The 26,298-nt window shown below is 69.4% G+C and carries 22 protein-coding genes; 11 read left to right on the top strand and 11 right to left on the bottom strand.

Annotation, left to right across the window (positions count from 1 at the left end):
- Positions 1-37: 37 nt before the first annotated feature.
- Complete coding sequence (locus tag ACIP5M_RS02395; RefSeq protein ID WP_401190949.1) at positions 38-2,611, bottom strand: transglycosylase domain-containing protein; 2,574 nt, start codon at positions 2,609-2,611, stop codon at positions 38-40.
- A 274-nt stretch (positions 2,612-2,885) separates the two neighbouring features.
- Between ACIP5M_RS02395 and ACIP5M_RS02400 the strand changes: the two genes are divergently transcribed.
- From ACIP5M_RS02400 to ACIP5M_RS02410, 3 genes are all read left to right on the top strand, one after another.
- Positions 2,886-3,488 carry a helix-turn-helix transcriptional regulator gene (locus tag ACIP5M_RS02400; protein ID WP_401190951.1) on the top strand — a complete coding sequence of 201 codons (603 nt, stop codon included), beginning with the start codon at positions 2,886-2,888 and terminating at the stop codon, positions 3,486-3,488.
- A gap of 49 nt (positions 3,489-3,537) precedes the next feature.
- Positions 3,538-4,620: an inositol-3-phosphate synthase gene (locus ACIP5M_RS02405; RefSeq protein WP_401190953.1), complete on the top strand. Its 1,083-nt coding sequence runs from the start codon at positions 3,538-3,540 to the stop codon at positions 4,618-4,620.
- 105 nt (positions 4,621-4,725) lie between these two features.
- On the top strand, positions 4,726-5,994 hold the full coding sequence (locus ACIP5M_RS02410) for an MFS transporter (RefSeq protein ID WP_401190955.1): 1,269 nt from the start codon (positions 4,726-4,728) through the stop codon (positions 5,992-5,994).
- Between the two features lie 24 nt (positions 5,995-6,018).
- Here ACIP5M_RS02410 and ACIP5M_RS02415 read toward each other — a convergent pair whose 3' ends face one another.
- Positions 6,019-7,485 carry a CCA tRNA nucleotidyltransferase gene (locus ACIP5M_RS02415; RefSeq protein WP_401190957.1) on the bottom strand — a complete coding sequence of 489 codons (1,467 nt, stop codon included), beginning with the start codon at positions 7,483-7,485 and terminating at the stop codon, positions 6,019-6,021.
- 186 nt (positions 7,486-7,671) lie between these two features.
- Between ACIP5M_RS02415 and ACIP5M_RS02420 the strand changes: the two genes are divergently transcribed.
- The 7 genes from ACIP5M_RS02420 to trxA all read left to right on the top strand — a co-directional run bounded on the left by ACIP5M_RS02420 (position 7,672) and on the right by trxA (position 17,280).
- Positions 7,672-9,936: a DUF6049 family protein gene (locus ACIP5M_RS02420; protein ID WP_401190959.1), complete on the top strand. Its 2,265-nt coding sequence runs from the start codon at positions 7,672-7,674 to the stop codon at positions 9,934-9,936.
- 46 nt (positions 9,937-9,982) lie between these two features.
- The gene (murJ, locus tag ACIP5M_RS02425; protein WP_401190961.1) at positions 9,983-12,157 is read left to right on the top strand and encodes a murein biosynthesis integral membrane protein MurJ; all 2,175 of its coding nucleotides are present in this window, start codon (positions 9,983-9,985) and stop codon (positions 12,155-12,157) included.
- 117 nt (positions 12,158-12,274) lie between these two features.
- Complete coding sequence (locus ACIP5M_RS02430) at positions 12,275-14,002, top strand: protein kinase family protein (protein ID WP_401190963.1); 1,728 nt, start codon at positions 12,275-12,277, stop codon at positions 14,000-14,002.
- Between the two features lie 138 nt (positions 14,003-14,140).
- Entirely contained in the window at positions 14,141-14,842 is a 702-nt protein-coding gene (sigM, locus tag ACIP5M_RS02435; RefSeq protein WP_401190965.1) for an RNA polymerase sigma factor SigM, read from the top strand.
- A complete protein-coding gene (locus ACIP5M_RS02440) occupies positions 14,839-15,792 on the top strand; it encodes an anti-sigma factor family protein (RefSeq protein ID WP_401190967.1) in 954 nt (317 codons plus the stop codon). The genes sigM and ACIP5M_RS02440 overlap by 4 nt, the downstream gene beginning before the upstream one ends.
- Positions 15,793-15,916: 124 nt before the next feature.
- Positions 15,917-16,876 (top strand): thioredoxin-disulfide reductase, encoded by a 960-nt coding sequence (trxB, locus tag ACIP5M_RS02445; RefSeq protein ID WP_401190969.1) that lies wholly within the window; start codon positions 15,917-15,919, stop codon positions 16,874-16,876.
- 62 nt (positions 16,877-16,938) lie between these two features.
- A complete protein-coding gene (gene trxA, locus ACIP5M_RS02450) occupies positions 16,939-17,280 on the top strand; it encodes a thioredoxin (RefSeq protein WP_030839308.1) in 342 nt (113 codons plus the stop codon).
- 82 nt (positions 17,281-17,362) lie between these two features.
- Here trxA and ACIP5M_RS02455 read toward each other — a convergent pair whose 3' ends face one another.
- The 9 genes from ACIP5M_RS02455 to rpmH form a co-directional block, all read right to left on the bottom strand.
- Positions 17,363-17,980, bottom strand: coding sequence for a GNAT family N-acetyltransferase (locus tag ACIP5M_RS02455; RefSeq protein ID WP_030707724.1), 618 nt, complete (start codon positions 17,978-17,980; stop codon positions 17,363-17,365).
- Between the two features lie 96 nt (positions 17,981-18,076).
- The gene (locus ACIP5M_RS02460; RefSeq protein WP_401190972.1) at positions 18,077-19,165 is read right to left on the bottom strand and encodes a ParB/RepB/Spo0J family partition protein; all 1,089 of its coding nucleotides are present in this window, start codon (positions 19,163-19,165) and stop codon (positions 18,077-18,079) included.
- Positions 19,162-20,250 (bottom strand): ParA family protein, encoded by a 1,089-nt coding sequence (locus tag ACIP5M_RS02465; protein ID WP_401190974.1) that lies wholly within the window; start codon positions 20,248-20,250, stop codon positions 19,162-19,164. Before ACIP5M_RS02465 ends, ACIP5M_RS02460 begins: the two co-directional genes overlap by 4 nt.
- A gap of 276 nt (positions 20,251-20,526) precedes the next feature.
- Positions 20,527-21,243, bottom strand: a complete 717-nt coding sequence (rsmG, locus tag ACIP5M_RS02470) for a 16S rRNA (guanine(527)-N(7))-methyltransferase RsmG (protein WP_401190976.1) — start codon at positions 21,241-21,243, stop codon at positions 20,527-20,529.
- 99 nt (positions 21,244-21,342) lie between these two features.
- A complete protein-coding gene (locus ACIP5M_RS02475; RefSeq protein ID WP_365164382.1) occupies positions 21,343-21,855 on the bottom strand; it encodes a R3H domain-containing nucleic acid-binding protein in 513 nt (170 codons plus the stop codon).
- A gap of 15 nt (positions 21,856-21,870) precedes the next feature.
- Positions 21,871-22,974: a membrane protein insertase YidC gene (gene yidC / locus ACIP5M_RS02480; protein ID WP_401190978.1), complete on the bottom strand. Its 1,104-nt coding sequence runs from the start codon at positions 22,972-22,974 to the stop codon at positions 21,871-21,873.
- 3 nt (positions 22,975-22,977) lie between these two features.
- Positions 22,978-23,259, bottom strand: a complete 282-nt coding sequence (gene yidD / locus ACIP5M_RS02485) for a membrane protein insertion efficiency factor YidD (protein ID WP_215017859.1) — start codon at positions 23,257-23,259, stop codon at positions 22,978-22,980.
- Positions 23,256-23,630 (bottom strand): ribonuclease P protein component, encoded by a 375-nt coding sequence (gene rnpA / locus ACIP5M_RS02490; protein ID WP_401190980.1) that lies wholly within the window; start codon positions 23,628-23,630, stop codon positions 23,256-23,258. The genes yidD and rnpA overlap by 4 nt, the downstream gene beginning before the upstream one ends.
- A 21-nt stretch (positions 23,631-23,651) precedes the next feature.
- The gene (gene rpmH, locus ACIP5M_RS02495; protein WP_008741645.1) at positions 23,652-23,789 is read right to left on the bottom strand and encodes a 50S ribosomal protein L34; all 138 of its coding nucleotides are present in this window, start codon (positions 23,787-23,789) and stop codon (positions 23,652-23,654) included.
- A 355-nt stretch (positions 23,790-24,144) separates the two neighbouring features.
- Here rpmH and dnaA point away from each other — a divergent pair, with 355 nt between their 5' ends.
- Positions 24,145-25,935, top strand: a complete 1,791-nt coding sequence (gene dnaA / locus ACIP5M_RS02500) for a chromosomal replication initiator protein DnaA (protein WP_401190982.1) — start codon at positions 24,145-24,147, stop codon at positions 25,933-25,935.
- Positions 25,936-26,298: the final 363 nt, after the last annotated feature.

Raw genomic sequence — 26,298 nt, forward strand, 5'->3', positions numbered from 1 at the left:
GGGTGCGACGGCCTTCCCCCAGCGGGCGGCGGTGCGGCTACTGACTCGATGACAAGGTGGGCCAGCCGGTCGGGCGGCCCGGTTTGCCGCTGGTCGACGGGGACGGCGATCCGCTGGCTCCACCGCTGGGGCCGCCGTTGGTCGTGCCCTCGGTCGTCCCCCCCGTGGTGTCGGGGTCGCAGTACAGGTTCCACGGCTTGCACGTCGGCTTGCCGCCCTTGGACGGGCTCGGGGACGGCGGGGCGGAGCTCGTCGGGGGCATCGAGGGAGTGGGGGACGGCGGTGCGACCGCCGAGGGCGTGGGGGAGGGCGCTCCGGCGGAGTCGGCGGTGACGCCGATGTCCTCGGCCTCCGGGAACTTCTTGGCCGGGGCGCCCTTGAGCGCCTCGCTCATGTATTCCGTCCAGATCACGGCCGGGATGTCACCACCGTGGATGGAGTCGGTGCCGCCCACGCCGTTCATGGACATCAGCTTCTTGTCCGCCGAGTTGGGGTCGGTACGGAAGAGGGTGACGGAGGTGGCCAGCTCCGGGGTGTAGCCGACGAACCAGGCGGACTTGTTCTGGTCGGTGGTACCGGTCTTGCCCGCGGCGGGCCGGCCCAGCTTCTTGACCTTGGTGCCGGTGCCGTTCTGGACCACGTTCTCCAGGACCTTGGTGACGTTGTCGGCGATGGACCTGTCCATGGCCCGCTCGTCCTTGGGCGCCTCGAAGCCGCTGAGGGCCTCGCCGTCCTTCTCGACCTTGGTCACGGAGAAGGGCTCGCGGTGCGTACCGGACGCGGCGAAGGTGGCGTACGAGTCGGCCATGCGGATGGCACTGGGGGTCGAGGTGCCCAGCGCGAACGAGGCGGTGTTGTCCTTGTCCATCGAGTCTTCGAGGATGCCGGTGGACTTGGCAACCTCGCGCACCTTGGCGTGGCCGACGTCGAAGACGAGCTGGGCGAACGGGACGTTGATGGACTTCTCCATCGCCTCGGTGAGGGTCACGTAGCCGTAGGCCGTCGGGCTCTCGTTCTTCTGCCGGAAGGGCTTGCCGTCCTTGTCCATCAGCGGCTGGCCCTGACGGTTCTTGATCACCGTGAGGTCGTCGGCCATGTACTTGCTGTCGGGCGAGATGCCCCGGCCCTTGGAGTTCTGGGTGCCGTACTGCATCGCCGCCGCCAGGACGTACGGCTTCCAGGTCGAGCCGACCGGGACGCCGATGGTGTTGGCGTTGTTGGTGAAGTGCTTCTTGTCCCAGCCGGGCCCGCCGTACAGGGCGACGATCGCGCCGCTCTTCACGTCGACGGAGGCGGCGCCGAACTGCACGAAGGTGTCGAGGTCGGGGCGCTTCTTCTCGTCGAGGAAGTCGTTGCGGGTGTCTTCGACGGCCTTGACCAGCGCGTCCACCTTCGGCTTCTGGAAGGTGGTGTGGACCTGGTATCCGCCCAGGGCCATCTGCTCGGCGGTGATGTTCTTGGTCTTCATCACGTACTGCTTGGCCGTCTCGACCAGGTAGCCGATCTGGCCGGACATACCGCGGGCCTGCTCGGATTCCACCCGGGCCGGGAAGTCGCCGGGCTGGTACTTGGCCCGCTCCTCCTTGGACATCCGGCCGACCTCGACCTCGCGGTCCAGCACCCAGGCCCAGCGCTTGCGGGCCCGGTCCTCGTTGAGGGCCGGGGTGGCCGCCGCGCCGATGCCGCCGTCCGGGTTGTACAGGTTGGGGCCCTTGAGCACGGACGCCAGGAAGGCGCACTCGGACGGGTTCAGGTCCTGGGAGTCCTTGCCGAAGTAGGCGCGGGCCGCGGCCTGGATCCCGTAGGCGTCACGGCCGTAGTAGGCGGTGTTCAGGTAGCCCGCGAGGACCGTGTCCTTCTCTTCCGACACGCCCAGCTTGATCGCGATGAAGAGCTCGGTGACCTTGCGCTTGAGCGTCTGGTCCGAGTCGAGGAAGTTGTTCTTCACGTACTGCTGGGTGATCGTCGAGCCGCCCTGGGTGGAGCCGCCCGTGGCCATGTTCCACACGGCGCGGGCGATGCCCATCGGGTCGACGCCCTTGTCCGTCTCGAAGGACTGGTTCTCCGCGGCGATCACGGCGTCCCTCATCGACCGGGGGATCTTGTCGATGGTCACGATCTGCCGGTTCATCGAACCGCCGGTCGCGACCATCTGGCTGCCGTCCGCCCAGAAGAAGACGTTGTTCTGCGCCTGGGCCGCCTTGTTCGGGTCGGGCGTGTTCACCATGGCGATGCCGATACCGGTGCCGGCCGTGATGATCGCGAAGAAGCCCAGGACCGTACCGCCGACGAACTTCCAGGACGGCACGAAGCGCTTCCAGCCGTCCCTGTCGGACCGCGGGTAGTTGATGAGCCGCTTGTCCGGGCGGCCCGAGCCGCGGCCGGCCTTCGCGGAACCGCGTCCGCGGCCCGTGGAACCTCTCTGGGCGGCCCGGCGGGCCCCGGCTCTGCTCCCCTGCGCGGAACGTTCCGCATGGGGGCCGCTGGGTGACGCGGTGGGGACGTCACGTCCGGCCTGGGCGCCCCGGCCGGGGCGCTGCTGGGCGGCCCGGCGGGCCGAGGCTCGCCCACCACCCTGGGGCTGCGGCGGTTTACGGCGGTGCTCGCTCATCGAACGACTACTCCTCGGGCAGGCGAGTGGCCTGGAAGCGGCAGATGAATTCCGGTTCCCCCGGTGTCATGGCGCACAGACTACGCACGGTCAAAACCCGAACAGTGCCGAAGTTCACCCCAAATCAGGCAACTTGCCTCGTACGAATTGGTGATGTGACGCCGGTCACCACGTCTCCACTTGTCGGCGGACCCAGCCCGTTCTATCGTCTGGATGTATCGAGCCGATACATCAGCTCGGTATAAAGACACAGAGTCGGAGGAGAGGCAGGCGGATGAGCAGACGCTCAGGCATCCTCGAATTCGCCGTCCTCGGCCTGCTTCGCGAATCCCCCATGCACGGCTACGAGCTGCGCAAGCGGCTCAACACGTCACTGGGGGTGTTCAGGGCCTTCAGCTACGGGACGCTCTACCCCTGCCTCAAGACGCTGGTCGCCAACGGCTGGTTGATCGAAGAGCCGGGCAACGCCCCGGAAGACGCCCTCGCCGCTTCACTCGCAGGGCGCCGCGCCAAGATCGTCTACCGGTTGACGGCCGCGGGCAAGGAGCACTTCGAGGAGCTCCTCTCCCACACGGGCCCCGAGACCTGGGAGGACGAGTCCTTCGCCGCCCGCTTCGCCTTCTTCGGTCAGACCGAGCGAGAAGTGCGCATGCGAGTACTGGAGGGCCGCCGCAGCCGGCTGGAGGAGCGCCTGGAGAAGATGCGCGCCTCACTGGCCCGCACGCGGGAGCGCCTGGACGACTACACGCTCGAGCTGCAGCGCCACGGCATGGAGTCCGTGGAGCGCGAAGTGCGCTGGCTGAACGAGCTCATCGAGAGCGAGCGGGCGGGAAGGGATCAGAGACGATCCGGCCCATCCGACGACACCGCAAAATGAGGCCTGCATCTCGCATGCCTCGTCCGAGAACAAACAGGGAGCAACCGGAATGGGTTCGGTTCGCGTAGCCATCGTCGGCGTGGGCAACTGCGCCGCCTCGCTGGTGCAGGGCGTCGAGTACTACAAGGACGCCGACCCGGCGTCCAAGGTCCCCGGTCTGATGCACGTCCAGTTCGGCGACTACCACGTGCGTGACATCGAGTTCGTCGCCGCGTTCGACGTCGACGCGAAGAAGGTCGGCCTCGACCTTTCGGACGCCATCGGCGCCAGCGAGAACAACACCATCAAGATCTGCGACGTCCCGAACACCGGCGTGACCGTGCAGCGCGGCCACACCCTGGACGGCCTGGGCAAGTACTACCGCATGACCATCGAGGAGTCCGCCGAGGCTCCGGTCGACGTGGTGCAGGTCCTCAAGGACCGCCAGGTCGACGTCCTGATCTGCTACCTGCCCGTCGGCTCCGAGGACGCGGCGAAGTTCTACGCCCAGTGCGCCATCGACGCCAAGGTCGCCTTCGTCAACGCCCTCCCGGTCTTCATCGCCGGCACCAAGGAGTGGGCGGACAAGTTCACCGAGGCCGGTGTCCCGATCGTCGGCGACGACATCAAGTCCCAGGTCGGCGCCACCATCACGCACCGCGTGATGGCGAAGCTGTTCGAGGACCGCGGTGTCCGTCTTGAGCGCACCATGCAGCTCAACGTCGGCGGCAACATGGACTTCAAGAACATGCTCGAGCGCGACCGCCTCGAGTCGAAGAAGATCTCCAAGACGCAGGCCGTCACCTCGCAGATCCCCGACCGGGAGCTCGGCGAGAAGAACGTCCACATCGGCCCGTCCGACTACGTCGCGTGGCTCGACGACCGCAAGTGGGCCTACGTCCGCCTCGAAGGCCGCGCCTTCGGCGACGTCCCGCTGAACCTCGAGTACAAGCTCGAGGTGTGGGACTCCCCGAACTCCGCCGGTGTCATCATCGACGCCCTGCGCGCCGCGAAGATCGCCAAGGACCGCGGCATCGGCGGTCCGATCCTGTCGGCGTCCAGCTACTTCATGAAGTCCCCGCCGGTCCAGTACTTCGACGACGAGGCCTACGCGAACGTCGAGAAGTTCATCAAGGGCGAGGTCGAGCGCTAGCCGAACCCCAAGGGTCCCGGCTTCACCGGGACTTCGGCTGTTCTTCCGCGGAGGGTCCCCGGGCAATGTGCCCGGGGACCCTCCGCGTATGTGACCCTTGCCCACATGCCTGTCGTACGTGATCTGCGCGTACTCCTGCGCCTGCGGGACTTCCGCAACCTGCTCGCCGTACGGCTGCTCTCCCAGGCGGCTGACGGCGTCTACCAGGTCGCGCTCGCCACCTACGTCGTCTTCTCCCCGGAGAAGCAGACCTCGCCCGCGGCGATCGCCTCGGCCATGGCGGTCCTGCTGCTGCCCTACTCGGCGATCGGCCCCTTCGCCGGCGTGCTGCTCGACCGCTGGCGCCGCCGCCAGGTCTTCCTCTACGGCAACCTGCTGCGGGCCTTCCTCGCCTGCGTCACCGGCATGCTGATCGTCGCGCACGTCCCCGACTGGCTCTTCTACGCCTCGGCGCTGTCCGTGACCGCCGTCAACCGCTTCGTCCTCGCCGGGCTGGCCGCCTCCCTGCCCCGCGTGGTCGACCCCGGGCAGCTGGTCACCGCGAACGCGCTGTCTCCCACCGCCGGAACCCTCGCGGCGACCGCCGGCGGAGGTCTGGCCTTCCTGGTCCGGCTGCTCGCCTCCGACTCCGACGCCCTCGTCGTCCTGCTCGGGGCGGGGCTCTACCTGTGCGCGGCGCTGGTCTCGCTGCGTCTGGCCCCCGGCCGCCTCGGGCCCGACCATCCGCCCGGAGTGATCCACCCGTCGGTCGGCGAGGGGATCGCCCTCACCGTCCGTGGCATGGCCGAAGGCCTGCGCCACCTGGCCGCACGCCGGGAGGCCGCCCGGGCGCTCACCGCGATGACCGCGATGCGCTTCTGCTACGGGGCGCTCTTCGTCACCCTGCTCATGCTGTGCCGCTACGCCTGGTCGGACAACGAGGCCGACGGCCTGGCCCTCCTGGGCGTCGCGGTCGGGGTCTCCGGGGCCGGCTTCTTCACGGCCGCCGTCGTCACACCCTGGATGGTGGGACGGCTGGGCAGGCTGGGCTGGATCACCGCCTGCTCTGCGGGCGCCGCCGTCCTGGTCCCGGCGCTCGGCCTGTCCTTCGCACCGGAACCGATGCTGGTCGCCGCATTCGTCCTCGGGCTCGCCACCCAGGGCGCCAAGATCTCCACCGACACGGTGGTGCAGTCCCGGGTGGAAGACGACTACCGCGGACGCGTCTTCTCCGTCTACGACGTGCTGTTCAACGTCGCGTTCGTCGGCGCGGCGGCCGTGGCCTCGCTCATGCTCCCCACCGACGGGCGCTCCGTGACCCTGATCCTCTGCGTCGCCGCCCTCTACGCCGCGACCGCGGCGCTCCTGGGCCGGCAAGGGCGATGTTTCACGTGAAACATCGCCCCGGCCACCCGCGCGTCAGGCCTGAGCGGCCCACCACTCCTTGAGAGCGGCGACAGCCGCGTCGCGCCCCATGGGGCCGTTCTCGAGCCGCAGCTCCAGCAGGAACGCGTACGCCTTGCCGATCACCGGGCCGGGGCCCACGCCCAGAACCTGCATGATCTCGTTGCCGTCCAGGTCAGGCCGGATGGCGTCCAGCTCCTCCTGCTGCTGGAGCTGGGCGATGCGCTCCTCAAGACCGTCATACGTACGGGAGAGGGCGTTGGCCTTGCGCTTGTTGCGCGTGGTGCAGTCGGACCGGGTCAGCTTGTGCAGGCGCTCCAGCAGCGGCCCGGCGTCACGGACGTAACGCCGCACCGCGGAGTCGGTCCATTCCCCGTCCCCGTAGCCGTGGAAGCGCAGGTGCAGCTCCACCAGCCGGGACACGTCCTTGACGATGTCATTGGAGTACTTCAGGGCCGTCAGCCGCTTCTTGGTCATCTTCGCGCCCACCACCTCGTGATGGTGGAAGGAGACCCGTCCGTCGCTCTCGAAGCGGCGGGTGCGCGGCTTGCCGATGTCGTGCAGCAGGGCCGCGAGGCGCAGCACCAGATCGGGGCCCTCCTCCTCCAGGGCGATGGCCTGCTCCAGCACGATCAGCGAGTGGTCGTAGACGTCCTTGTGCCGGTGGTGCTCATCGCTCTCCAGCCGCAGCGCGGGCAGCTCGGGCAGGACCCGGTCGGCCAGCCCGGTGTCCACGAGCAGGCCCAGGCCCTTGCGCGGGTTGGCCGAGAGGATCAGTTTGTTCAGCTCGCCCTGGACCCGTTCCGCCGAGACGATCTCGATCCGGTCGGACATGGCCTTCATGGCCGCCACGACCTCCGGGGCGACCTCGAAGTCCAGCTGCGCGGCGAACCGCGCCGCCCGCATCATGCGCAGCGGATCGTCGGAGAAGGAGTCCTCCGGTGTGCCGGGCGTGCGCAGGACGCCGGCGGCCAGGTCCTCCAGACCGCCGTGCGGGTCGATGAACTCCTGCTCCGGGAGGGCCAGCGCCATGGCGTTGACCGTGAAGTCACGACGGACCAGGTCCTCGTCGATGGAGTCGCCGTAGGAGACCTCGGGCTTGCGGGACGTACGGTCGTAGGCCTCCGAGCGGTACGTCGTCACCTCGATCTGGAAGGTCCGGTCGGCGTCTGCGACGCGGGCCGCCTTCTGCGCGCCGACCGTGCCGAAAGCGATCCCGATGTCCCACACGGAGTCCGCCCACGGGCGGATGATCTTCAGGACCTCCTCAGGCCGGGCATCGGTGGTGAAGTCGAGGTCGTTGCCGAGACGCCCGAGCAGCGCGTCGCGGACGGACCCGCCGACCAGGGCGAGGCGGAAGCCCGCCTCCTGGAACCGGCGGCCGAGCTCGTCGGCGACGGGTGCGACCCGCAGCAGTTCACTGACCGCGCGGCGCTGCACCTGACTCAGGGCACTGGGATTGTCTTCATTGGCGTTCGGCACAACAGAAAAGGGTACGTGTCCCGCCCGGCCGGAGCTTCCCCGTTTCCCGGCGACCCCGGTACACCGGCACCCCGGGGCCGAGCCGATCATGTGGAGCAAGGCGCGGCACTCGCGCACAGCGGGCCTCGTTACCATGCGTGGACGCACAGACGACGACCACTGACACTTCGAGGGACGGGCTAGCGCGTGGCCGAGGCGGCAGACATCCTGGGGGCGTCCCCCGCCCCTGTCCGGCGCCGATGGCTGCGGAGGGCGGTGGTCCTGCTGGCCGGGACGCCCGTGCTCGCCGCTCTGGTCTACTCTCCCGCCCCCGAGGCCCGGGCCGCCCAGGCGACCGCCGTGGACGTCCAGCTGACCTCCATGACCCCCGCCGCCCCGGTCAAGGGCGACACCCTGACCATCTCCGGCACCGTGGTGAACACCGGCTCGGAGACGATCAACGACGCGCACGTGGGTCTGCGGGTCGGGCCCGCGCTCGCGGACCGGTCCTCCATCGACGAGGTGGCCGACCGCAGCGGCTTCCGCGCCGGCGCCGACCCGGGCGAGATCGATCCGGCCTACGCCGTGAAGATCGCCTCGCTGCCGTCGAAGGTCCGCCAGGAGTTCACCCTGACCGTCCCGGTGAACAAGCTGGAGCTGGACAAGGACGGCGTCTACCAGCTCGGCGTCTCCCTGTCGGGGGCGACCGAGAGCCGGCCCGTCGAGCAGGTCCTGGGCATCGAGCGGACCTTCCTGCCCTGGCAGCCGGAAGCCGCCTCCAAGCGCGCCCAGCTCACCTACGTGTGGCCGCTGATCTCCACCACCCACGTGACCGCCGAGACCGGCTCGGACGAGACCCAGACCCCCGTCTTCCTCGACGACTCCCTCGCCGAGGAGCTCAAGCCACAGGGCCGCCTCGGGCAGATGGTCTCGCTCGGCAAGGAACTTCCGATCACCTGGGTCATCGACCCCGACCTGCTCTACACCGTGGACGCCATGACGAAGGGCTACCGGGTCCGCACTCCGGACGGGAAGTCCGTCCAAGGCAAGAACAAGGCCGTCGCGGAGCAGTGGCTGAGCTCCCTCGAAACGGCCGTGCAGGGCAAGAAGGTCGTCGCGCTGCCCTTCGCCGACCCCGATCTCGCCTCCCTCGCCCACCACGGCAAGGACGTCTCGGGCACCCTCGGCCAGCTGCGGCCCGCCACCGACAAGGCGAAGCAGGCCGTCGAGACGGTGCTGCACGTCCCGGCGTCCACCGACTTCTCCTGGCCCGTGGACGGTGCCATCGACCCCTCGATCGTCAACGTCGCCACCTCGGCCGGCGCGCACAACGTGCTCACCCGGAGCGACAGCCTGAGCGAGACCGGAAGCCTCGGCTACACCCCCTCGGCGGCCCGCCCCATCGGCGCGGGCGTCACGGCCGTCGTCGCCGACGAGGAACTCTCCACCGCCTTCGAGGGCGACATGCTCAGTGCCGGGACCTCGACCCTCGCGGTCCAGCAGTTCCTCGCGCACAGCCTGGCCCTGAACCTCCAGAAGACCGACGAGCAGCGCAGCTTCGTCGTGGCCCCGCAGCGGATGCCGTCCCTCAGCCAGGCGACCACCATGGCCACCGCCCTGCGCGCCCTCCAGGCCGGCCGCTGGACCCAGCCCGGCGACCTCGAAGCCGCGGCCGCGGCCAAGCCCGACCCGCGGGCGGCCACCCAGGTCCCCGGCGCCGGGCTGTACCCCGAGGCGCTGCGCAAGCAGGAGCTGCCGGTGGCAGCCTTCGAGAAGATCCGCACCACCCAGAACACCCTCGACCACTTCAAGGTGATCCTCGCGGCACCCGACCGCGTCGAGATCCCCTTCGGCAACGCGACCAACCGGGAGATGTCCGCGTCCTGGCGCGGCCGCCCGGACGAGGGCCGGGTCTACCGGGACCAGGTCCAGGAATACCTGATCGACCTCACCGAGAAGGTCAAGGTCATCCCGAAGTCCGACGCCACGCTGTCGGGACACAGCGCCACTATCCCGGTCAGCGTCCAGAACAGCCTCGTCCAGGACGTCCACGACCTGGTCCTGCGGGTACGGTCGGCCAACCCGACCCGCCTGATGTTCGGTGACAGCGGCCAGGCCGAGCAGCAGGTCACCGTCCAGGGCGACCACACCCAGACGGTCAAGTTCACGGCGAACGCCACCGCGAGCGGCCCCGTCGAGGTCACCGCCCAGCTCTTCACCAAGGACGGCGTCGCCTACGGCAAGCCCCGCACGTTCACCGTCGAGGCCACCGAGATCACCCCCACCGTCATGCTCGTCATCGCCGGCGGTGTGCTCCTGCTCGTGCTCGCGGGCATCAAGATGTACGCCAGCCGCAAGCGGGTCGCGGCCCGCGCCGCCGCCGAGGAGGGCACGCAGCAGAGTGACGAGTCCCCGGACACCGGACCGCAAAGCACCGAGGGGTCCGGCACGGGTGAGACAGTGGACCGTTGAGCGATGCCGTGGCCGGCCGGCCTGGGGACGATGAGGTGGGGTTTCGATGAACGCGCCGTACGAGGGTGACCGCGCGCAGGGCACTGGTGGGCCCGCGCCCTCCCAGGGCACTGCCCCGGGCACCCCGGTGCCCGGGCAGGTCCCCGCGCCTGCGCCCGCGCCGGACCACGACCCGTACGTCCAGGACGCCTACGACCACGACCCGTACCGGTCGCAGGACCTGTCCGCGCAGGATCCCGTAGCCGAGGTCCTCTACGACCGGGCCGCGCACCCCCCGCCGCCGCCCGGCACCTTCCGGGAGCCCGGCCCGCTCTACGGGGCCCCGGCCGCTCCCGCGTACTCCCCCGACCCCCGGGTCTGGGCCCAGACCCCGCCGCCCGAGCCGGACGGCCCGTCCCGCCACCTGCCGTACGGCGACCAGGCCGCCACCACCGAGTTCGTCGGCGTGGACTCCCTCGTCACCAAGGCCGCGGACGAACAGCCCGAACCCGACGCCTTCGCCCACCTCTACCGGGACCAGGAAGCGGCGCCCCGCACCCCGGCCGAGGAAGCCCCCGTCGCCGCCCCGGCGCCGAGCAAGCCGGCCGGCCGCGCCTCCAGCCTCCTGAAGTCCAGCGCTCTGATGGCGGCCGGCACGATCGTCTCCCGCATCACCGGCTTCCTGCGGACCCTCGTCATCGCCGGTGCCATCGGCGTCGGCACCTTCAACGACACGTACCAGATCGCCAACACGCTCCCCACGATGATCTACGTGCTGGTCGGTGGCGGCGCCCTCAACGCGGTCTTCATCCCGCAGCTGGTCCGGGCCATGAAGAACGACAGCGACGGGGGAGAGGCCTACGCCAACCGGCTGCTGACGCTCGTCGTGGTGCTGCTGGCCGCCATCACCACCATCTGTGTGCTCGCCGCACCGGTGTTCATCACGATGATGTCGCCGAAGATCGCCTCGGACCCGCACCAGATGGACGTCGCGGTCGCCTTCGCCCGCTACTGCCTGCCCACCATGTTCTTCATGGGCGTGCACGTGGTCCTGGGTCAGATCCTCAACGCCCGCGGCCGTTTCGGCGCCATGATGTGGACCCCGGTCCTCAACAACATCGTCGTCATCGCCACCTTCGGCGCCTTCATCTGGGCCTTCGGCGGCTTCACCACCTCGGGCGTCAACGCCACCACCGTCACCGCCGACGGCATCCGCCTGCTGGGTGTGGGCACCCTTCTCGGCCTCACCGTCCAGGCCCTCGCGATGCTGCCCTACCTGCGCGACGCGGGCTTCAAGCCCCGCCTGCGTTTCGACTGGAAGGGCCACGGCCTCGGCAAGGCCGCCCGCCTGGCCAAGTGGACGTTCTTCTTCGTCCTCGCCAACCAGATCGGGCTCGTCGTCGTCACCCAGTTCGCCACCTGGGCCGGCTCCATCGCCGAGAAGCAGGGCCACCCCGGCACCGGCATCACCGCCTACAACTACGCGCTGCTGCTGTGGCAGATGCCCCAGGCGATCATCACCGTCTCCGTCATGACGGCCGTCCTGCCGCGCATCTCGCGCTCCGCGCACGACGGGGACGCGGCCGCCGTCCGGGACGACATCTCCTACGGCCTGCGCACCTCGGCCGTGGCGATCGTGCCCTGCGCCTTCGCGTTCCTCGCGCTCGGCGTCCCCATGGCCACCCTGCTGTACGCCGGATCCGGCGCCGGCGCCCAGAACATCGGCTACGTCCTGATGGCCTTCGGCCTCGGACTCATCCCGTACTCGGTGCAGTACGTCGTCCTGCGCGGCTTCTACGCCTACGAGGACACCCGCACGCCCTTCTACAACACCGTCATCGTCGCCGCCGTCAACGCGGCGGTGTCCGCGGGCTCCTTCTTCGTGCTCCCCGCCCGCTGGGCCGTGGTGGGCATGGCAGCCGCCTACGGCCTGGGCTACACCGTCGGCGTCGGCGTCGCCTGGCGGCGCCTGCGCACCCGCCTGGGCGGCGACCTCGACGGCGCACACGTGATGCGGACCTACGCCCGCCTCACCGGGGCCTGCGTCCCCGCGGCCGCCGTGGGCGGTGGCGCCGCCTACGCTGTCACCCAGTGGCTGGGCAGCGGAGTTGCCGGCTCCGCCGCCGCCCTCGTCGCCGGCGGCATCGCCCTGGCCGCCGTGTTCCTCATCGCCGCCAAGCGGATGCGGATCGAGGAACTCAACTCGATGGTCGGAATGGTCCGCGGACGTCTGGGGCGCTGATGCGCACAACCGTCACCCCCCTTCGCGTGTCGTGCATAGCGCCGGACTGTGGGCACAATTGGCATGGCTTCGCAGACTGGCCGACAGCGCGCAACGGATGGGGAGGCGGGAACGACGGTGGCGGAACGTAGCACGGCTGCCGTCGACGTGGCCGACAACAGCGGCGACCAGCCGCTGGCCGCAGAAGCGGACAAGGTCACGGCCGACGGGGTGGACACCCAGAACGGACGAGCCGCGGACGGACCCATGCCCGACAAGGACGGCGAGCGCACGACAGCGGCCCCCTCGGCCGCACCCGAGCTCCACAGCGGCCACAAGCTCGCCAGACGCTACCGGCTCGAAGAGTGCGTCACCCGTGTGGACGGATTCAGCAGCTGGCGCGCGATGGACGAGAAGCTGCGCCGGGCCGTGGGCGTCCACCTGCTGCCCGCCGACCACCCGCGGGCCCGCTCCGTGCTGGCGGCGGCCCGCTCCTCCGCCCTGCTCGGCGACCCCCGGTTCGTCCAGGTCCTCGACGCCGTCGAGGAGAACGACCTCGTCTACGTCGTCCACGAATGGCTGCCCGACGCCACCGAGCTCACCGCGCTCCTCGCCGCGGGGCCGCTGGAGGCCCACGAGGCCTACCAGCTCGTCAGCCAGGTCTCCCAGGCCATGACCGCCGCCCACCGCGAGGGCCTCGCCCACCTGCGCCTGACACCCAGCGCGATACTGCGCACCTCCACCGGCCAGTACCGCATCCGCGGCCTCGCCGTGAACGCCGCCCTGCGCGGGATCACCAGTGACACGCCGCAGCGCGCCGACACCGAGGCCATCGGCGCACTCCTGTACGCCGCCCTGACCCAGCGCTGGCCGTACGAGAACGACGCCTACGGCCTCACCGGCCTGCCCAAGGGAGTCGGTCTGATCGCCCCCGACCAGGTGCGCGCCGGCGTCCACCGGGGCCTGGGCGAGCTCGCCATGCGCGCCCTCGCCAACGACGGGGCCACGGCGTCCCGTCAGGAGCCCGCCTGCACCACCCCGGAGGAGCTGGCCAAGGCCGTCGCCGCGATGCCGCGCATCCGGCCGCCGGAGCCCGCCTTCACCGCCCCGCCGGAATACCAGCACACCACCTACCAGCAGGGCAGCTACGGCCGCCCCACGCCCCCCGGTGTGCCCTCCTCCCAGACCGTCTCGGTCGTGCCCCCGCCGCCTCCGCTCCAGAGCCGCACCGGCCGGGCCCTGAAGTGGGGCGTCGCCGCCCTGCTGATCGCCGCCCTCGGCCTCGGCAGCTGGCAGCTGGCCGACACCCTCCTGGACCACGGCACCCAGGGCGACAACGGCCCCAACCACTCCCAGCCCAAGAACAACGACGCCCCGAAGAAGCCGGAGCGTGTCCCTCTGTCCATCAAGAAGGCGGAGGAGTACTACCCGGACGGCAGGCCCCAGAACACCGACGGCGCCTCGAACAGCCACGACGACGACCCGAACACGTTCTGGCGGACCTATGCCTTCGACGACGGTCCCGACTTGGGCGCTTACAAGGAGGGTCTGGGCCTCGTATTCGATCTCGGCTCGGAGCAAGACGTGAGCGCCGCCTCGATAGCGCTCAAGTACAGCGGTGACCACACGACCGCGACGATCTACGCAGCACCCAGCATGTCGTCGTCGACCCACGTCGGCAGCATGCAGAAGATCGCTTCCGGTTCCACCTCCGACAAGCAGCTCGAGCTCGTCGCGCCGGCTCCGGTCAAGACGCGCTACGTGGTCCTTTGGCTTACCGCCATGCCGAAGTCCGGTCCCTCCGAGTACAGCGGCGCCGGCTACAAGCAGGGCGTCTCGAACGTGGTCTTCTCCCGGAACTCCTAGCACTTCCCGCTCCGGGCATGCCAGGACGGCGGGGCTGTGGGGACAGAATGCTCACAGCCCCACGGACCGGGCCGCACGGTCCAGCTCTGGGATGAACCCGGTTCAGTACGTGCACGGCTTCCACCCAGGAGGGGAATCATGAGCCCTGCGGCCGACGACCCCCGCGCGGCAAAGGACCAAGAGCTCCTGGCCCGGCACGTCGCCGGGGACCCCGATGCCTTCGGTGAGGTCGTGCGGCGGCACCGGGACCGGCTGTGGGCCGTGGCGCTGCGGACGCTGGGCGATCGCGAGGAGGCCGCCGACGCGGTGCAGGACGCCCTCGTCTCCGCCTACCGGGCCGCCCACACCTTCCGCGGGGACTCCGCCGTCACCACCTGGCTGCACCGCATCACCGTCAACGCCTGCCTCGACCGGGCCCGCAAGGCCGCCTCCCGCAGGACCGCGCCCCTCGATGACACGGACCGCCTGGAGCGCCTCCTGGAGCCCCACGAGTCCGCCGAGGCCCCCGCGGAGCGCCAGGACCTCCACCGCCAGCTCCTGGCCGCCCTCAGGACCCTCCCTGCCGATCAGCGGGCCGCTCTGGTCCTCGTCGACATGCAGGGGTACCCCGTCGCCGAGGCCGCGCAGATCCTCGATGTCCCCGCCGGGACCGTGAAGAGCCGCTGCGCACGTGGCCGGGCGAAACTGCTCCCGCTGCTCACTCATCTGCGCACGAATGCCGGGGATAACACCGCCGCCGAGCGGGGAAGGAACCGGACGCCGGGCACAGCCGTCCCACCAGCGGCAGCCGACAGGCATCCAGACCCAGACGCAGTGAAGGGCGGAGGTGGACGACCGTGAGCCCCACAACCGGCACGACCGGCACGATCCGGCACCCGGACGTCTCGGAGATCTCCGACCTGACCGAAGGACTCCTCTCCCCGTCCCGGACCGCCGAAATCCGCCGCCACCTCGGCGAGTGCCCGCTGTGCGCCGACGTCCGCGCCTCCCTGGAGGAGATCCGCTCCCTGCTGGGCACCCTCCCCGGACCGGCCCGCATGCCCGCCGACATCGCGGGCCGCATCGACGCGGCCCTGGCGGCGGAAGCACTCCTCGACTCCACCAGTCCCCGGGCCCCGGCCGTGGCGGCTCCTCGGACGCCCGCGGCCGAGGGCGATGTTTCACGTGAAACGGGCCGCCCCCAGCCGGCCGCAGTCGGCGGATCCGGCGTCCACCGGCCCTCCGGTCACCCGACCGGCCCAAGCGGACCCGGCCGTCGCCGCGCCCGCCGCCGGATCGCCGTCCTCACGGGCCTGGCCGGGGCCGCGGCCTGCGCGCTCGGGATCTTCCTGTTCAGCGACCTGTCCGGCACCGCCACCCGGACCACGGCCCGCAGCGAGGCTCCGAGTTCCGCGGCTCAGCCTTCCGTCGAAGCCGGTGCCTACACCGCGCAGGGCCTCCAGAAGAACGTCCAGCAGCTGCTGTCCTCCGCGCAGACCAGCGGGACCGACTCCGGAGAACTGAACAACACCTATGGGGTGGAGAACACCCCTCCCGCCCAGGGGATCGCCCCCGGCGACCGGCGGGCAGCCGCCGTGCCGTCCTGCGTCCAGGCCGCAACCGGGCGGCCCGACGCCCCGCTCGCCACCGAGCGCGGCCGCTACCAGGGCGCGGCCGTCTACCTCCTCGTCCTGCCGCACCCCGGCGACTCCTCCCGCGTGGATGCCTATGTGGTCGACACCGGCTGTGAGAACGACGCTTCGGGAGCCCCCGGAAAGCCCCTGCTGACGAGCACCTACCCCCGGAGCTGACCCGTGGGGAGCGGCACCGGGACGGGCGGGGAATGCAGGCGCCGTAGGATCCGTTGGGTGGGGTGAGAGTCCGCACCGGCCCCCGGTAGGCAGCACGCAGTCCGCAGAGACGAGGAAGAAACCCGTGAGCGACGTCCGAAACGTGATCATCATCGGCTCCGGGCCGGCCGGTTACACCGCCGCCCTGTACACCGCACGCGCTTCGCTCAAGCCGCTGGTCTTCGAAGGTGCCGTCACCGCCGGTGGCGCCCTGATGAACACCACCGAGGTGGAGAACTTCCCCGGCTTCCAGGACGGCATCATGGGCCCGGACCTGATGGACAACATGCGTGGCCAGGCCGAGCGCTTCGGTGCCGAGCTCGTCCCGGACGACGTGGTCGCCGTCGACCTCACCGGTGAGATCAAGACCGTCACCGACACCGCCGGCACGGTCCACCGCGCCAAGGCCGTCATCGTCACCACCGGCTCCCAGCACCGCAAGCTCGGTCTGCCCAACGAGGACGCCCTGTCCGGCCGCGGTGTCTCCTGGTGCGCCACGTGCGACGGGTTCTTCTTCAAGGACCACGACATCGCCGTCGTCGGCGGCGGCGACACCGCGATCGAGGAGGCCACCTTCCTCTCCCGGTTCGCCAAGTCCGTCACGATCGTCCACCGCCGTGACACCCTGCGCGCCTCGAAGGCCATGCAGGACCGCGCCTTCGCCGACCCGAAGATCAAGTTCGCCTGGGACAGCGAGGTCGCCGAGATCCACGGCGACCAGAAGCTCTCGGGCCTCACCCTGCGCAACACCAAGACCGGTGAGACCTCCGAGCTGCCCGTGACCGGCCTCTTCATCGCCGTCGGCCACGACCCGCGCACCGAGCTGTTCAAGGACCAGCTGGAACTCGACGCCGAGGGCTACCTCAAGGTCGACGCCCCCTCCACCCGGACCAACGTGCCCGGTGTGTTCGGCGCCGGCGACGTCGTGGACCACACCTACCGTCAGGCCATCACCGCCGCCGGCACCGGCTGCTCCGCCGCCCTCGACGCCGAGCGCTTCCTCGCCGCCCTCGCGGACGCCGAGAAGGCCCACGCAGCGGTCTGACCCGTCTGACCCTCGCACCAGCCCCCCAGCCCACACCCCGTAGGAAGAAGAAGGAGGCCGCTGTGGCCGGCACCCTCAAGAACGTGACCGACGCTGACTTCGATGCCGAGGTCCTCAGGAGCGACAAGCCCGTACTGGTGGACTTCTGGGCCGCCTGGTGCGGACCGTGCCGCCAGATCGCGCCGTCCCTCGAGGCCATCGCCGCCGAGTACGGCGACCAGATCGAAATCGTCAAGCTGAACATCGACGAGAACCCGGCGACGGCTGCCAAGTACGGCGTCATGTCCATCCCGACCCTGAACGTCTACCAGGGCGGCGAGGTCGCCAAGACCATCGTCGGTGCCAAGCCCAAGGCCGCCATCCTGCGCGACCTCGCGGACTTCGTCGAGGTCAAGACCGCCTGACCCGTTCGATGTTTCACGTGAAACGGGGCCGCCCCTTGGAGGGCGGCCCCGTTTCACGTTGCGGGTGAATCACCGTTCCGGCTCACAGCGGGCGCAGGGCGGGCTCCTTTCGCGCCGCACCCAACAGCCGGTCCAGCGCCAGCTCCACGTCTTCCTTCCACGACAGCGTCGACCGGAGCTCCAGCCGCAGCCTCGGATGCACCGGGTGGGGACGCACCGTCTTGAAGCCCACCGCCAGCAAGTGGTCCGCCGGCAGGAGGCACGCCGGTCCCTCCCACCGCGCGTCCCCGAACGCCTCGATGGCACGGAACCCGCGCCGGAGCAGATCCTTCGCCACCGTCTGGACCATCACCCGCCCCAGACCCTGCCCCTGATACCCCGGCATGATCCAGGCGGTGATCAGCTGGACGGCATCGGGTGAAACGGGACTGGTCGGAAAGGCGGTCGCACGCGGCACGTACGCCGGCGGCGCGTACAGCACGAACCCCACCGGAACCTCATCCACGTAGACCACGCGGCCGCACGATCCCCACTCCAAGAGGACGGCGGAGATCCAGGCTTCCTTCTCCAGCGCGGGCGTACCCGCTTTCACCGCAGCCTCACCGCTGACCGGGTCCAGTTCCCAGAACACACAGGACCGGCAACGACGGGGCAGGTCCTGGAGGTTGTCCAGCGTGAGCGGTACCAGCCGACGACCCATGAACGCATCGTATCCACTGCCCCTCGCTCTTTCGACAGCAAAAGGGCGGACCATACCGGTTCGCACCAGCACGATCCGCCCTTCAGGGGAAGGGGATCACTCCCCGGAAAGGCCCTGCTCCAGCACCCGGCCCTCGCCCGGTGCCAGCGTCCCCAGAATCCGCTCCAGATCCTCCATCGAGGCGAACTCGACGGTGATCTTGCCCTTCTTCTGGCCCAGGTCCACCTTCACCCGCGTCTCGAACCGGTCCGACAGCCGCGTCGCCAGTTCGCTGAGCGCGGGAGCCACCCGGGCACCCGCACGCGGACCCTTCGGCTTCACCGCGCTCGTGGGCTCCGACCCCATCAGCGTCACGATCTCCTCGACCGCACGCACCGACAGACCCTCGGCCACGATCCGGTGGGCCAGACGGTCCTGCTCCTCGGAATCCTCGACCGACAGCAGCGCCCGCGCGTGCCCCGCCGACAGCACACCGGCGGCCACACGGCGCTGAACCGACGGCGACAGCTTCAGCAGTCGCAGCGTGTTCGACACCTGGGGACGCGACCGGCCGATACGGTCCGCCAGTTGGTCATGGGTGCACTTGAAGTCCTGGAGCAGCTGGTCGTACGCCGCAGCCTCCTCCAGCGGATTCAGCTGGGCCCGGTGAAGGTTCTCCAGGAGCGCGTCCAGCAGAAGCTTCTCGTCGTCCGTGGCCCGGATGATCGCCGGAATGCTCTCCAGACCGGCCTCCCGGCAGGCCCGCCAGCGCCGCTCGCCCATGATGAGCTCATAGCGACCCGGGTTCGACTGCCGCACCACCACCGGCTGGAGCAGACCCACCTCCTGGATGGAGGTCACCAGCTCGGCGAGCGCGTCCTCGTCGAACACCTCACGCGGCTGCCGCGGGTTCGGCGTGATCGCGTCCATCGGAAGCTCCGCGAAGGTCGCTCCCGCCACCACCTGAGCTTCGGGCGCTGCCGGCACGGGCTGGCCGACTGCCACCACACGCGATGTTTCACGTGAAACATCGGCCTGCGCCAGCGAAGCAAGCTTCGCCGCCGCGACCCCTCGCTCCGGCGTCAGCACCGGCACCGCCGACGGGGACGTCGACCCGGCACCGATCACCGGCGGCGTCTTCTCCTGAGGAGCTGCGGGAATCAGCGCACCGAGTCCCCGCCCCAGACCCCTACGTCGCTCGCTCACTGGATCCCCTCCGCCGCATTCTGCGTGCTGTTCATGCCCGCGCCCAGATGGGCGTGCTGGGCCTCGTACTGCATTCCGACCCCGCGATACGCGATCTCCCGCGCAGCCTCCAGATAGGAGAGGGAACCACTGGAACCCGGGTCGTACGTGAGCACCGTCTGCCCGTAGCTCGGTGCCTCGGAAATACGCACCGACCGCGGGATGCTCGTCCGCAGCACCTCCTTGCCGAAGTGACTGCGCACCTCCTCCGCCACCTGCGAGGCCAGCCGGGTCCTGCCGTCGTACATCGTCAGCAGGATCGTCGACACATGCAGCGCCGGATTCAGGTGGGCCCGCACCAGATCGACATTGCGCAGCAGCTGACCGAGGCCCTCCAGCGCGTAGTACTCGCACTGGATCGGGATCAGCACCTCCGCGCCGGCCACCAGGGCGTTGACCGTCAGCAGACCCAGGGAGGGCGGGCAGTCGATCAGGATGTAGTCGAGCGGCTGCTCGTACGCCTGGATCGCCCGCTGCAGCCGGCTCTCGCGGGCCACCAGCGATACCAGCTCGATCTCTGCACCGGCCAGGTCGATCGTGGCCGGGGCACAGAAGAGGCCCTCCACGTCCACCACGGGCTGGACGACCTCCAGGAGGGGCCGACTGTCGACGAGCACGTCGTAGATCGAGGGCACGTCCGCGTGGTGGTCGATGCCCAGGGCCGTGGAGGCATTGCCCTGCGGGTCGAGGTCGACCACCAGGACTCGGGCACCGTGCAGTGCCAGCGAGGCCGCCAGGTTCACGGTCGTCGTGGTCTTGCCGACGCCGCCCTTCTGGTTGGCGACGACGATGACCCGGGTCTGCTCCGGTCGGGGCAGCCCCTCGCCGGCGCGCCCCAGCGCCTGGACCGCCAGCTGGGCGGCTCGGCCGATGGGGGTGTCGTTGTCTACAAGGGGCGGAGGCGATGTTTCACGTGAAACATCCTCGCCCGCCGATTCAGAGCGGGGACCGGGGACCGGGTCGGCCATCGGCCCCGCGAGGTTGGCGTCGGACCGCACGGTGTCACTCTCCTCGACATCAGGCTCGCGATGCACAGAGCCTGCCATGCCACCGGGGTCGCGAACCAGCGGGGCCTGTACTCCTGTGGATGAATCCACCGATGTGGACAACTCCGTCCCCCTCGCATCCTTGCGGGAGCGAGGGGACGCAGCCGCACGACCGCGGCCGATGATTCCGTGCAGCAGGGAGCGATGTTTCACGTGAAACACGATGCCCGGAGGGAGACTTCCGGCCGCTACGACACTCCGAAATCCATACCTATAGGGCCCAACGAGGGCCCGACACAGGCCTCACCTCTTTGGGAACCCCGAGTATCAGGAGACTCAGCGCCGCCGTCGAGTCCGTCCCACCCGGGCGGCCTTAGCCCGCTTGGCCGCGAATCTCACCCCACCGGGGCTTTCTCCGACCTCGACCCGCACCACCGTCGACAGCGGTTCCACCACACCCTCGCCGACCTGCAGCACTGAGGTCTTCACCACACCGAGCTTCGTCAGCGCCGTCTTGGCCGATACCAGCTCTTCCTCCGCGGTATCGCCCTTCAGCGCCAGCATCTCCCCGTACGGACGCAGCAGGGGCACACCCCAGCCGGCCAGCCGGTCCAGCGGAGCCACCGCTCGCGCCGTCACCACGTGCACCGGCTGCAGCTTGCCGAGGACCTCCTCGGCCCGCCCGCGCACCACCGTGACGTGGTCCAGGCCCAGGAGCTCCACGACCTCCTGGAGGAAGGTCGTCCGCCGCAGCAGCGGCTCCAGCAGCGTGATCTTGAGATCACGACGCACCAGGGCCAGCGGGATCCCGGGCAGACCCGCGCCCGACCCCACGTCGCACACGGTGACGCCCTGGGGCACCACCTCCGAGAGCACGGCGCAGTTCAGCAGGTGCCGCTCCCACAGCCGCGGCACCTCACGCGGCCCGATCAGGCCCCGCTTGACTCCCGCGTCCGCGAGCAGCTCCGCGTACCGCACAGCTTCCGGGAAAAACTCACCGAACACCGCGCGCGCCTCTTCAGGCGCCGGGGGAAGCTCAGCTGCCTCCGTCACGGGGACCGTCCTTCCGTACCGCATGGTTGTTCACATGCCAGGCTGACAAACATCGGCCCCGCCTGCGAGACAGACGGGGCCGAACACTCACGCTACCGATCAGGCCGGAAGCACAACGACGAAGCGCTGCGGCTCCTCGCCCTCGGACTCGCTCCGCAGACCCGCGGCCGCCACGGCGTCGTGGACGACCTTGCGCTCGAACGGAGTCATCGGGGCCAGCTTCAGCGGCTCGCCGGACGCCTTCACGTCCGCGGCGGCCTTGGCGCCCAGCGCCGCCAGCTCCTCGCGCTTCTTGGCGCGGAACCCGGCGATGTCCAGCATCAGCCGGCTCCGGTCCCCGGTCTCCCGGTGCACGGCGAGGCGGGTCAGCTCCTGGAGAGCCTCCAGGACCTCACCGTCGCGGCCCACGAGCTTCTGCAGGTCACGGCTGGCCGAGTCACTGACGATCGACACCGCGGCCCGGTCGGCCTCGACGTCCATGTCGATGTCGCCGTCCAGGTCGGCGATGTCCAGCAGACCCTCGAGGTAGTCGGCCGCGATCTCACCCTCCTGCTCGAGGCGGGTCAGGGTGTCGCCGCCCTCAGCGGCGGCGGTGGTGGTGCCTTCCGTCACGGGAGGGACTCCTTCTTACTTCTTGGGAGAGGGCTTGCTGGGCGTCTGGCGCTTCGACTTCGTCTGCCGCTTCGGCTGCTGCCGCTTGGCGGCACCGCCGCTCGCCGCATCCGCGTCTGCCGTGGCCTCGGAACTCTTGATCACGGAGCCGTCCGCCTGGGCGGCCATCCCCTGCTTGGTCAGGGCGGTGATGAACTTGCGCTCGTTGTCGTTGCGGTCCGGACCCTTGGCCACGATCGCCGCGACGATCTTCTTCTTGCCCCGGCCCTTGACCTCACCGTGCGAGCTGATGTGCTTCAGCAGACGGGTCAGGTACTGGTCCTGCGCCTTGCTGCCCGGCGTCGGGTTCTGGTTGATCACGTACATCTGCTGACCCATGGTCCACACGTTCGTGGTCAGCCAGTAGACGAGGACACCGACGGGGAAGTTGATGCCCATGACCGCGAAGATCAGCGGGAAGATGTACATCAGCATCTTCTGCTGCTGCATGAACGGCGTCTTGACCGAGAGGTCGACGTTCTTCTGCATCAGCTGACGCTGGGTGTAGAACTGCGACAGCGACATCAGGACGATCATGACCGCCGTCACGATGCGGACGTCGGTGATCGAGGCGTTGAGGCTTGCGACCTTGTCGGCGCTGTCCGTGAACTTGGCCGCCAGAGGGGCCCCGAAGATGTGCGCCTGACGAGCACTCTCCAGCAGCGACTGGTTGATCACGCCGATGGTCTTGCCGTTGGCGATGCTCGCGAGCACGTGGTAGAGCGCGAAGAAGAACGGGGACTGCGCCAGGATGGGAAGGCACGAGGAGAGCGGGTTGGTACCCGTCTCCTTGTACAGCTTCATCATCTCTTCGGACTGACGCTGCTTGTCGTTCTTGTAGCGCTCCTGGATCGCCTTCATCTTCGGCTGGAGCGCCTGCATGCCGCGCGTCGCCTTGATCTGCTTCACGAAGAGCGGGATCAGACAGATACGGATCAAGATCACCAGGGACACGATGGACAGGCCCCAGGCCCACCCACTGTCCGCACCGAAGATCGCCCCGTACAGCGTGTGGAACTGGACGATGATCCACGAGACGGGTGTGGTGATAAAGCTGAACAGACTGGCAATCGTGTCCACTAATCAGGCTCCTTGAGCATTGCGAGATCTACGCAACGCACTGCGCAGCTGCTCGTGCCAACGCGGGCGTTTACGGGGTGGGACGTGGTCCACGCCGCCCGGGGACCACGGATTGCACCGGAGGATCCGCCAGGCGGTCAGGAACGTCCCCTTCACCGCACCATGCCGGTCGATGGCCGTGTACCCGTAGCGCGAACACGACGGGTAATACCGGCACACCGGCCCGAGCAGCGGACTGATCGTCCACTGGTACAGCTTGATCAAAGCGAGCAGCGGGTACTTCATCGAGCCACGCCTCCCAGGAGCCGCGTCAGAGCGGCGTCCAGGTCCCGGGCCAGTTCGTCGGGGCGGGCGTCACCCGCTCCGGGCAACGCACGTACCACCACCAGGCTACCGGCGGGCAGCTGGGGCAGCCGCTCGCGGACGAGATGCCGCAAACGGCGCTTGACCCGGTTACGGACGACGGCACCGCCGACAGCCTTGCTGACGACGAAACCCGCACGCGTCGAGGGATCGATCTCCCCCGGCTCGTGCGGGTCCGTTGCACCGCTTGTACGTAGGTGGACGACGAGGAGCGGGCGACCAGCCCGACGCCCTCGGCGTACCGCGCTCGCGAAGTCCTCGCGCCGCCTCAGCCGATTTTCGGGAGACAGCACGACGTCACGACCTGCGTGTTGTTACGCGGAAAGGGCGGCGCGGCCCTTGCCACGGCGGTTCGCGAGGATCGCGCGACCGGCACGGGTACGCATCCGCAGGCGGAAGCCGTGGGTCTTGGCACGACGGCGGTTGTTCGGCTGGAAGGTGCGCTTGCTCACTCGGGGGCTCCAGAGAATGAATCGTTGTGGCGGGACATCGCCTGGCTGTCACCGTGCGCCCACGAGGAAACTCGCGTGTTCGCCCGAGTGGCACCGCTAAACGATCACAAAAAGTGATCTTCGCCCATCGGTAGGCAGGCGGCAGCAGCCATCGACAACTCGACCTCGTTACGGTACGCGCGGCTACGCCATCCGGTCAAACCGAGCCGAGGCTGCCCCACACTGTGCACAGCCTGTGGACAACGACTTGAACCGTACCCGCTGGCCTGACTACCGTTGTCTGATCCCGGATTTTTCGTCCCGACCGTCCCAAAGAACCACACATTCGTGGGACTCCTGTGAGAGAGCGTGCTCTGTGGCTGACGTACCTGCCGATCTTGCCGCAGTGTGGCCAAGGGTGCTCGAAAAGCTCCTCGGGGAGGGACAGCCCGGGGTCGAACCCAAGGACAAGCAGTGGGTCGAGCGGTGCCAGCCCCTGGCACTCGTCGCCGACACCGCGCTGCTGGCCGTCCCCAACGAATGGGGCAAGCGCGTCCTCGAAGGCCGCCTCGCCCCCCTCATCAGCGACGCCCTGAGCCGGGAGTGCGGCCGCCCCATCCGGATCGCCATCACCGTGGACGACTCCGCCGGCGAGCCCGCACCGCCCGCCCCGCCCGTCCAGCAGCGCGGTGACTACGAGCCCTACGCCGGCCAGCGCACCGGCGGCGGTCCCGGCGGACCGGGCCAGTCCTCCGACGACCAGCTGCCCACCGCGCGTCCCGCCTATCCGGACTACCAGCAGCAGCGCCCCGAGCCCGGCGCCTGGCCCCGCGGCGGGCAGCAGGACGACTACGGCTGGCAGCAGCCCCGCCTCGGCGGCTTCCCCGAGCGCGACCCCTACGCCTCCCCGCAGCCGGGCTACCTCCAGCAGTCCGAGCCCTCCGCCTACGAGCAGGGGTCCTACGAGCAGCCGTACGAACCCTCCCCGTACGACTCCCAGCAGTCGCACCAGCAGCACAATCAGCACCAGTACGAGCAGCAGCAGTACGAGCAGCCCTCGCCGCGCCAGGCCCCCGGCCGGCCCGCAGCGCCCCCGGCCCCCTCCGGCGGCTCCACCTCCGGGCCGCTCGAGCCGACCGCGAGGCTGAACCCCAAGTACCTCTTCGACACCTTCGTCATCGGCGCCTCCAACCGCTTCGCGCACGCCGCAGCGGTGGCCGTCGCCGAGGCGCCCGCGAAGGCGTACAACCCCCTCTTCATCTATGGGGAGTCAGGTCTGGGCAAGACCCACCTGCTGCACGCCATCGGGCACTACGCGCGGAGCCTCTACCCCGGCACCCGCGTGCGGTACGTGAGCTCCGAGGAGTTCACCAACGAGTTCATCAACTCCATCCGCGACGGCAAGGGCGACGCGTTCCGCAAGCGCTACCGCGAGATGGACATCCTGCTCGTCGACGACATCCAGTTCCTCGCGAGCAAGGAGTCGACGCAGGAGGAGTTCTTCCACACCTTCAACACGCTCCACAACGCCAACAAGCAGATCGTCCTCTCCTCCGACCGGCCGCCCAAGCAGCTCGTCACCCTCGAGGACCGGCTCCGCAACCGCTTCGAGTGGGGCCTGATCACCGACGTCCAGCCGCCCGAGCTGGAGACCCGTATCGCGATCCTGCGCAAGAAGGCCGTCCAGGAGCAGCTCAACGCCCCGCCGGAGGTACTGGAGTTCATCGCCTCCCGCATCTCGCGAAACATCCGCGAGCTGGAGGGGGCGCTGATCCGCGTCACGGCCTTCGCGAGCCTCAACCGGCAGCCGGTCGACCTGGGCTTGACCGAGGACGTCCTCAAGAACCTGATCCCCGGCGGCGAGGACAGCGCGCCCGAGATCACCGCCGGCGACATCATGGCGGCCACCGCCGACTACTTCGGCCTCACGGTGGACGACCTGTGCGGTTCCTCGCGCAGCCGGGTGCTGGTCACCGCCCGCCAGATCGCCATGTATCTGTGCAGGGAGCTCACCGACCTCTCACTGCCCAAGATCGGGGCGCAGTTCGGCGGCCGCGACCACACCACCGTCATGCACGCGGACCGCAAGATCCGCGCGCTGATGGCCGAGCGCCGCTCCATCTACAACCAGGTCACGGAGCTCACCAACCGCATCAAGAACGCCTGAGCGGGGGGCTCGGCGGCTGCGCCAGAGCCCCTTCACACGCTCGCCGAGGGCGCTCCCGGGTCATGACGGGGGCGCCCTTCTTCATGCGCGCGCCCCTGACCTGTTCGAATACGCCCCCTGATGGGCAAGTCATCCACAGATTCACCGACTTTCTTCCGTCCACACCCTGGGGACGCGATCCGTCACCCACAATCTGTCCACAGGGGTACGGGGTGAGGCACCATCAGGGCAGGTCAGCCCCCTGTGGAATTGTGCGCGACCGTCATCCACAGGCTGTGGACAGAGAATTCGTCCACAGGACTGTCCACCGCGTTGTCCACCGGCTGCCCACAGTTTTCCGCACCCTGTGCACAGGATCCGATC

It is taken from the genome of Streptomyces sp. NPDC088762 (genome assembly GCF_044750905.1).
GTDB lineage: Bacteria > Actinomycetota > Actinomycetes > Streptomycetales > Streptomycetaceae > Streptomyces.

Bases quoted from the DNA above. Each gene is read 5' to 3' on its own strand.
- ACIP5M_RS02405 (WP_401190953.1), top strand. From the start codon at position 3,538: ATGGGTTCGGTTCGCGTAGCCATCGTCGGCGTGGGCAACTGCGCCGCC.
- ACIP5M_RS02465 (WP_401190974.1), bottom strand. From the start codon at position 20,250: ATGGCAGGCTCTGTGCATCGCGAGCCTGATGTCGAGGAGAGTGACACC.
- ACIP5M_RS02400 (WP_401190951.1), top strand. From the start codon at position 2,886: ATGAGCAGACGCTCAGGCATCCTCGAATTCGCCGTCCTCGGCCTGCTT.
- ACIP5M_RS02410 (WP_401190955.1), top strand. From the start codon at position 4,726: ATGCCTGTCGTACGTGATCTGCGCGTACTCCTGCGCCTGCGGGACTTC.
- murJ (WP_401190961.1), top strand. From the start codon at position 9,983: ATGAACGCGCCGTACGAGGGTGACCGCGCGCAGGGCACTGGTGGGCCC.
- ACIP5M_RS02395 (WP_401190949.1), bottom strand. From the start codon at position 2,611: ATGAGCGAGCACCGCCGTAAACCGCCGCAGCCCCAGGGTGGTGGGCGA.
- ACIP5M_RS02455 (WP_030707724.1), bottom strand. From the start codon at position 17,980: ATGGGTCGTCGGCTGGTACCGCTCACGCTGGACAACCTCCAGGACCTG.
- yidD (WP_215017859.1), bottom strand. From the start codon at position 23,259: ATGAAGTACCCGCTGCTCGCTTTGATCAAGCTGTACCAGTGGACGATC.
- sigM (WP_401190965.1), top strand. From the start codon at position 14,141: ATGAGCCCTGCGGCCGACGACCCCCGCGCGGCAAAGGACCAAGAGCTC.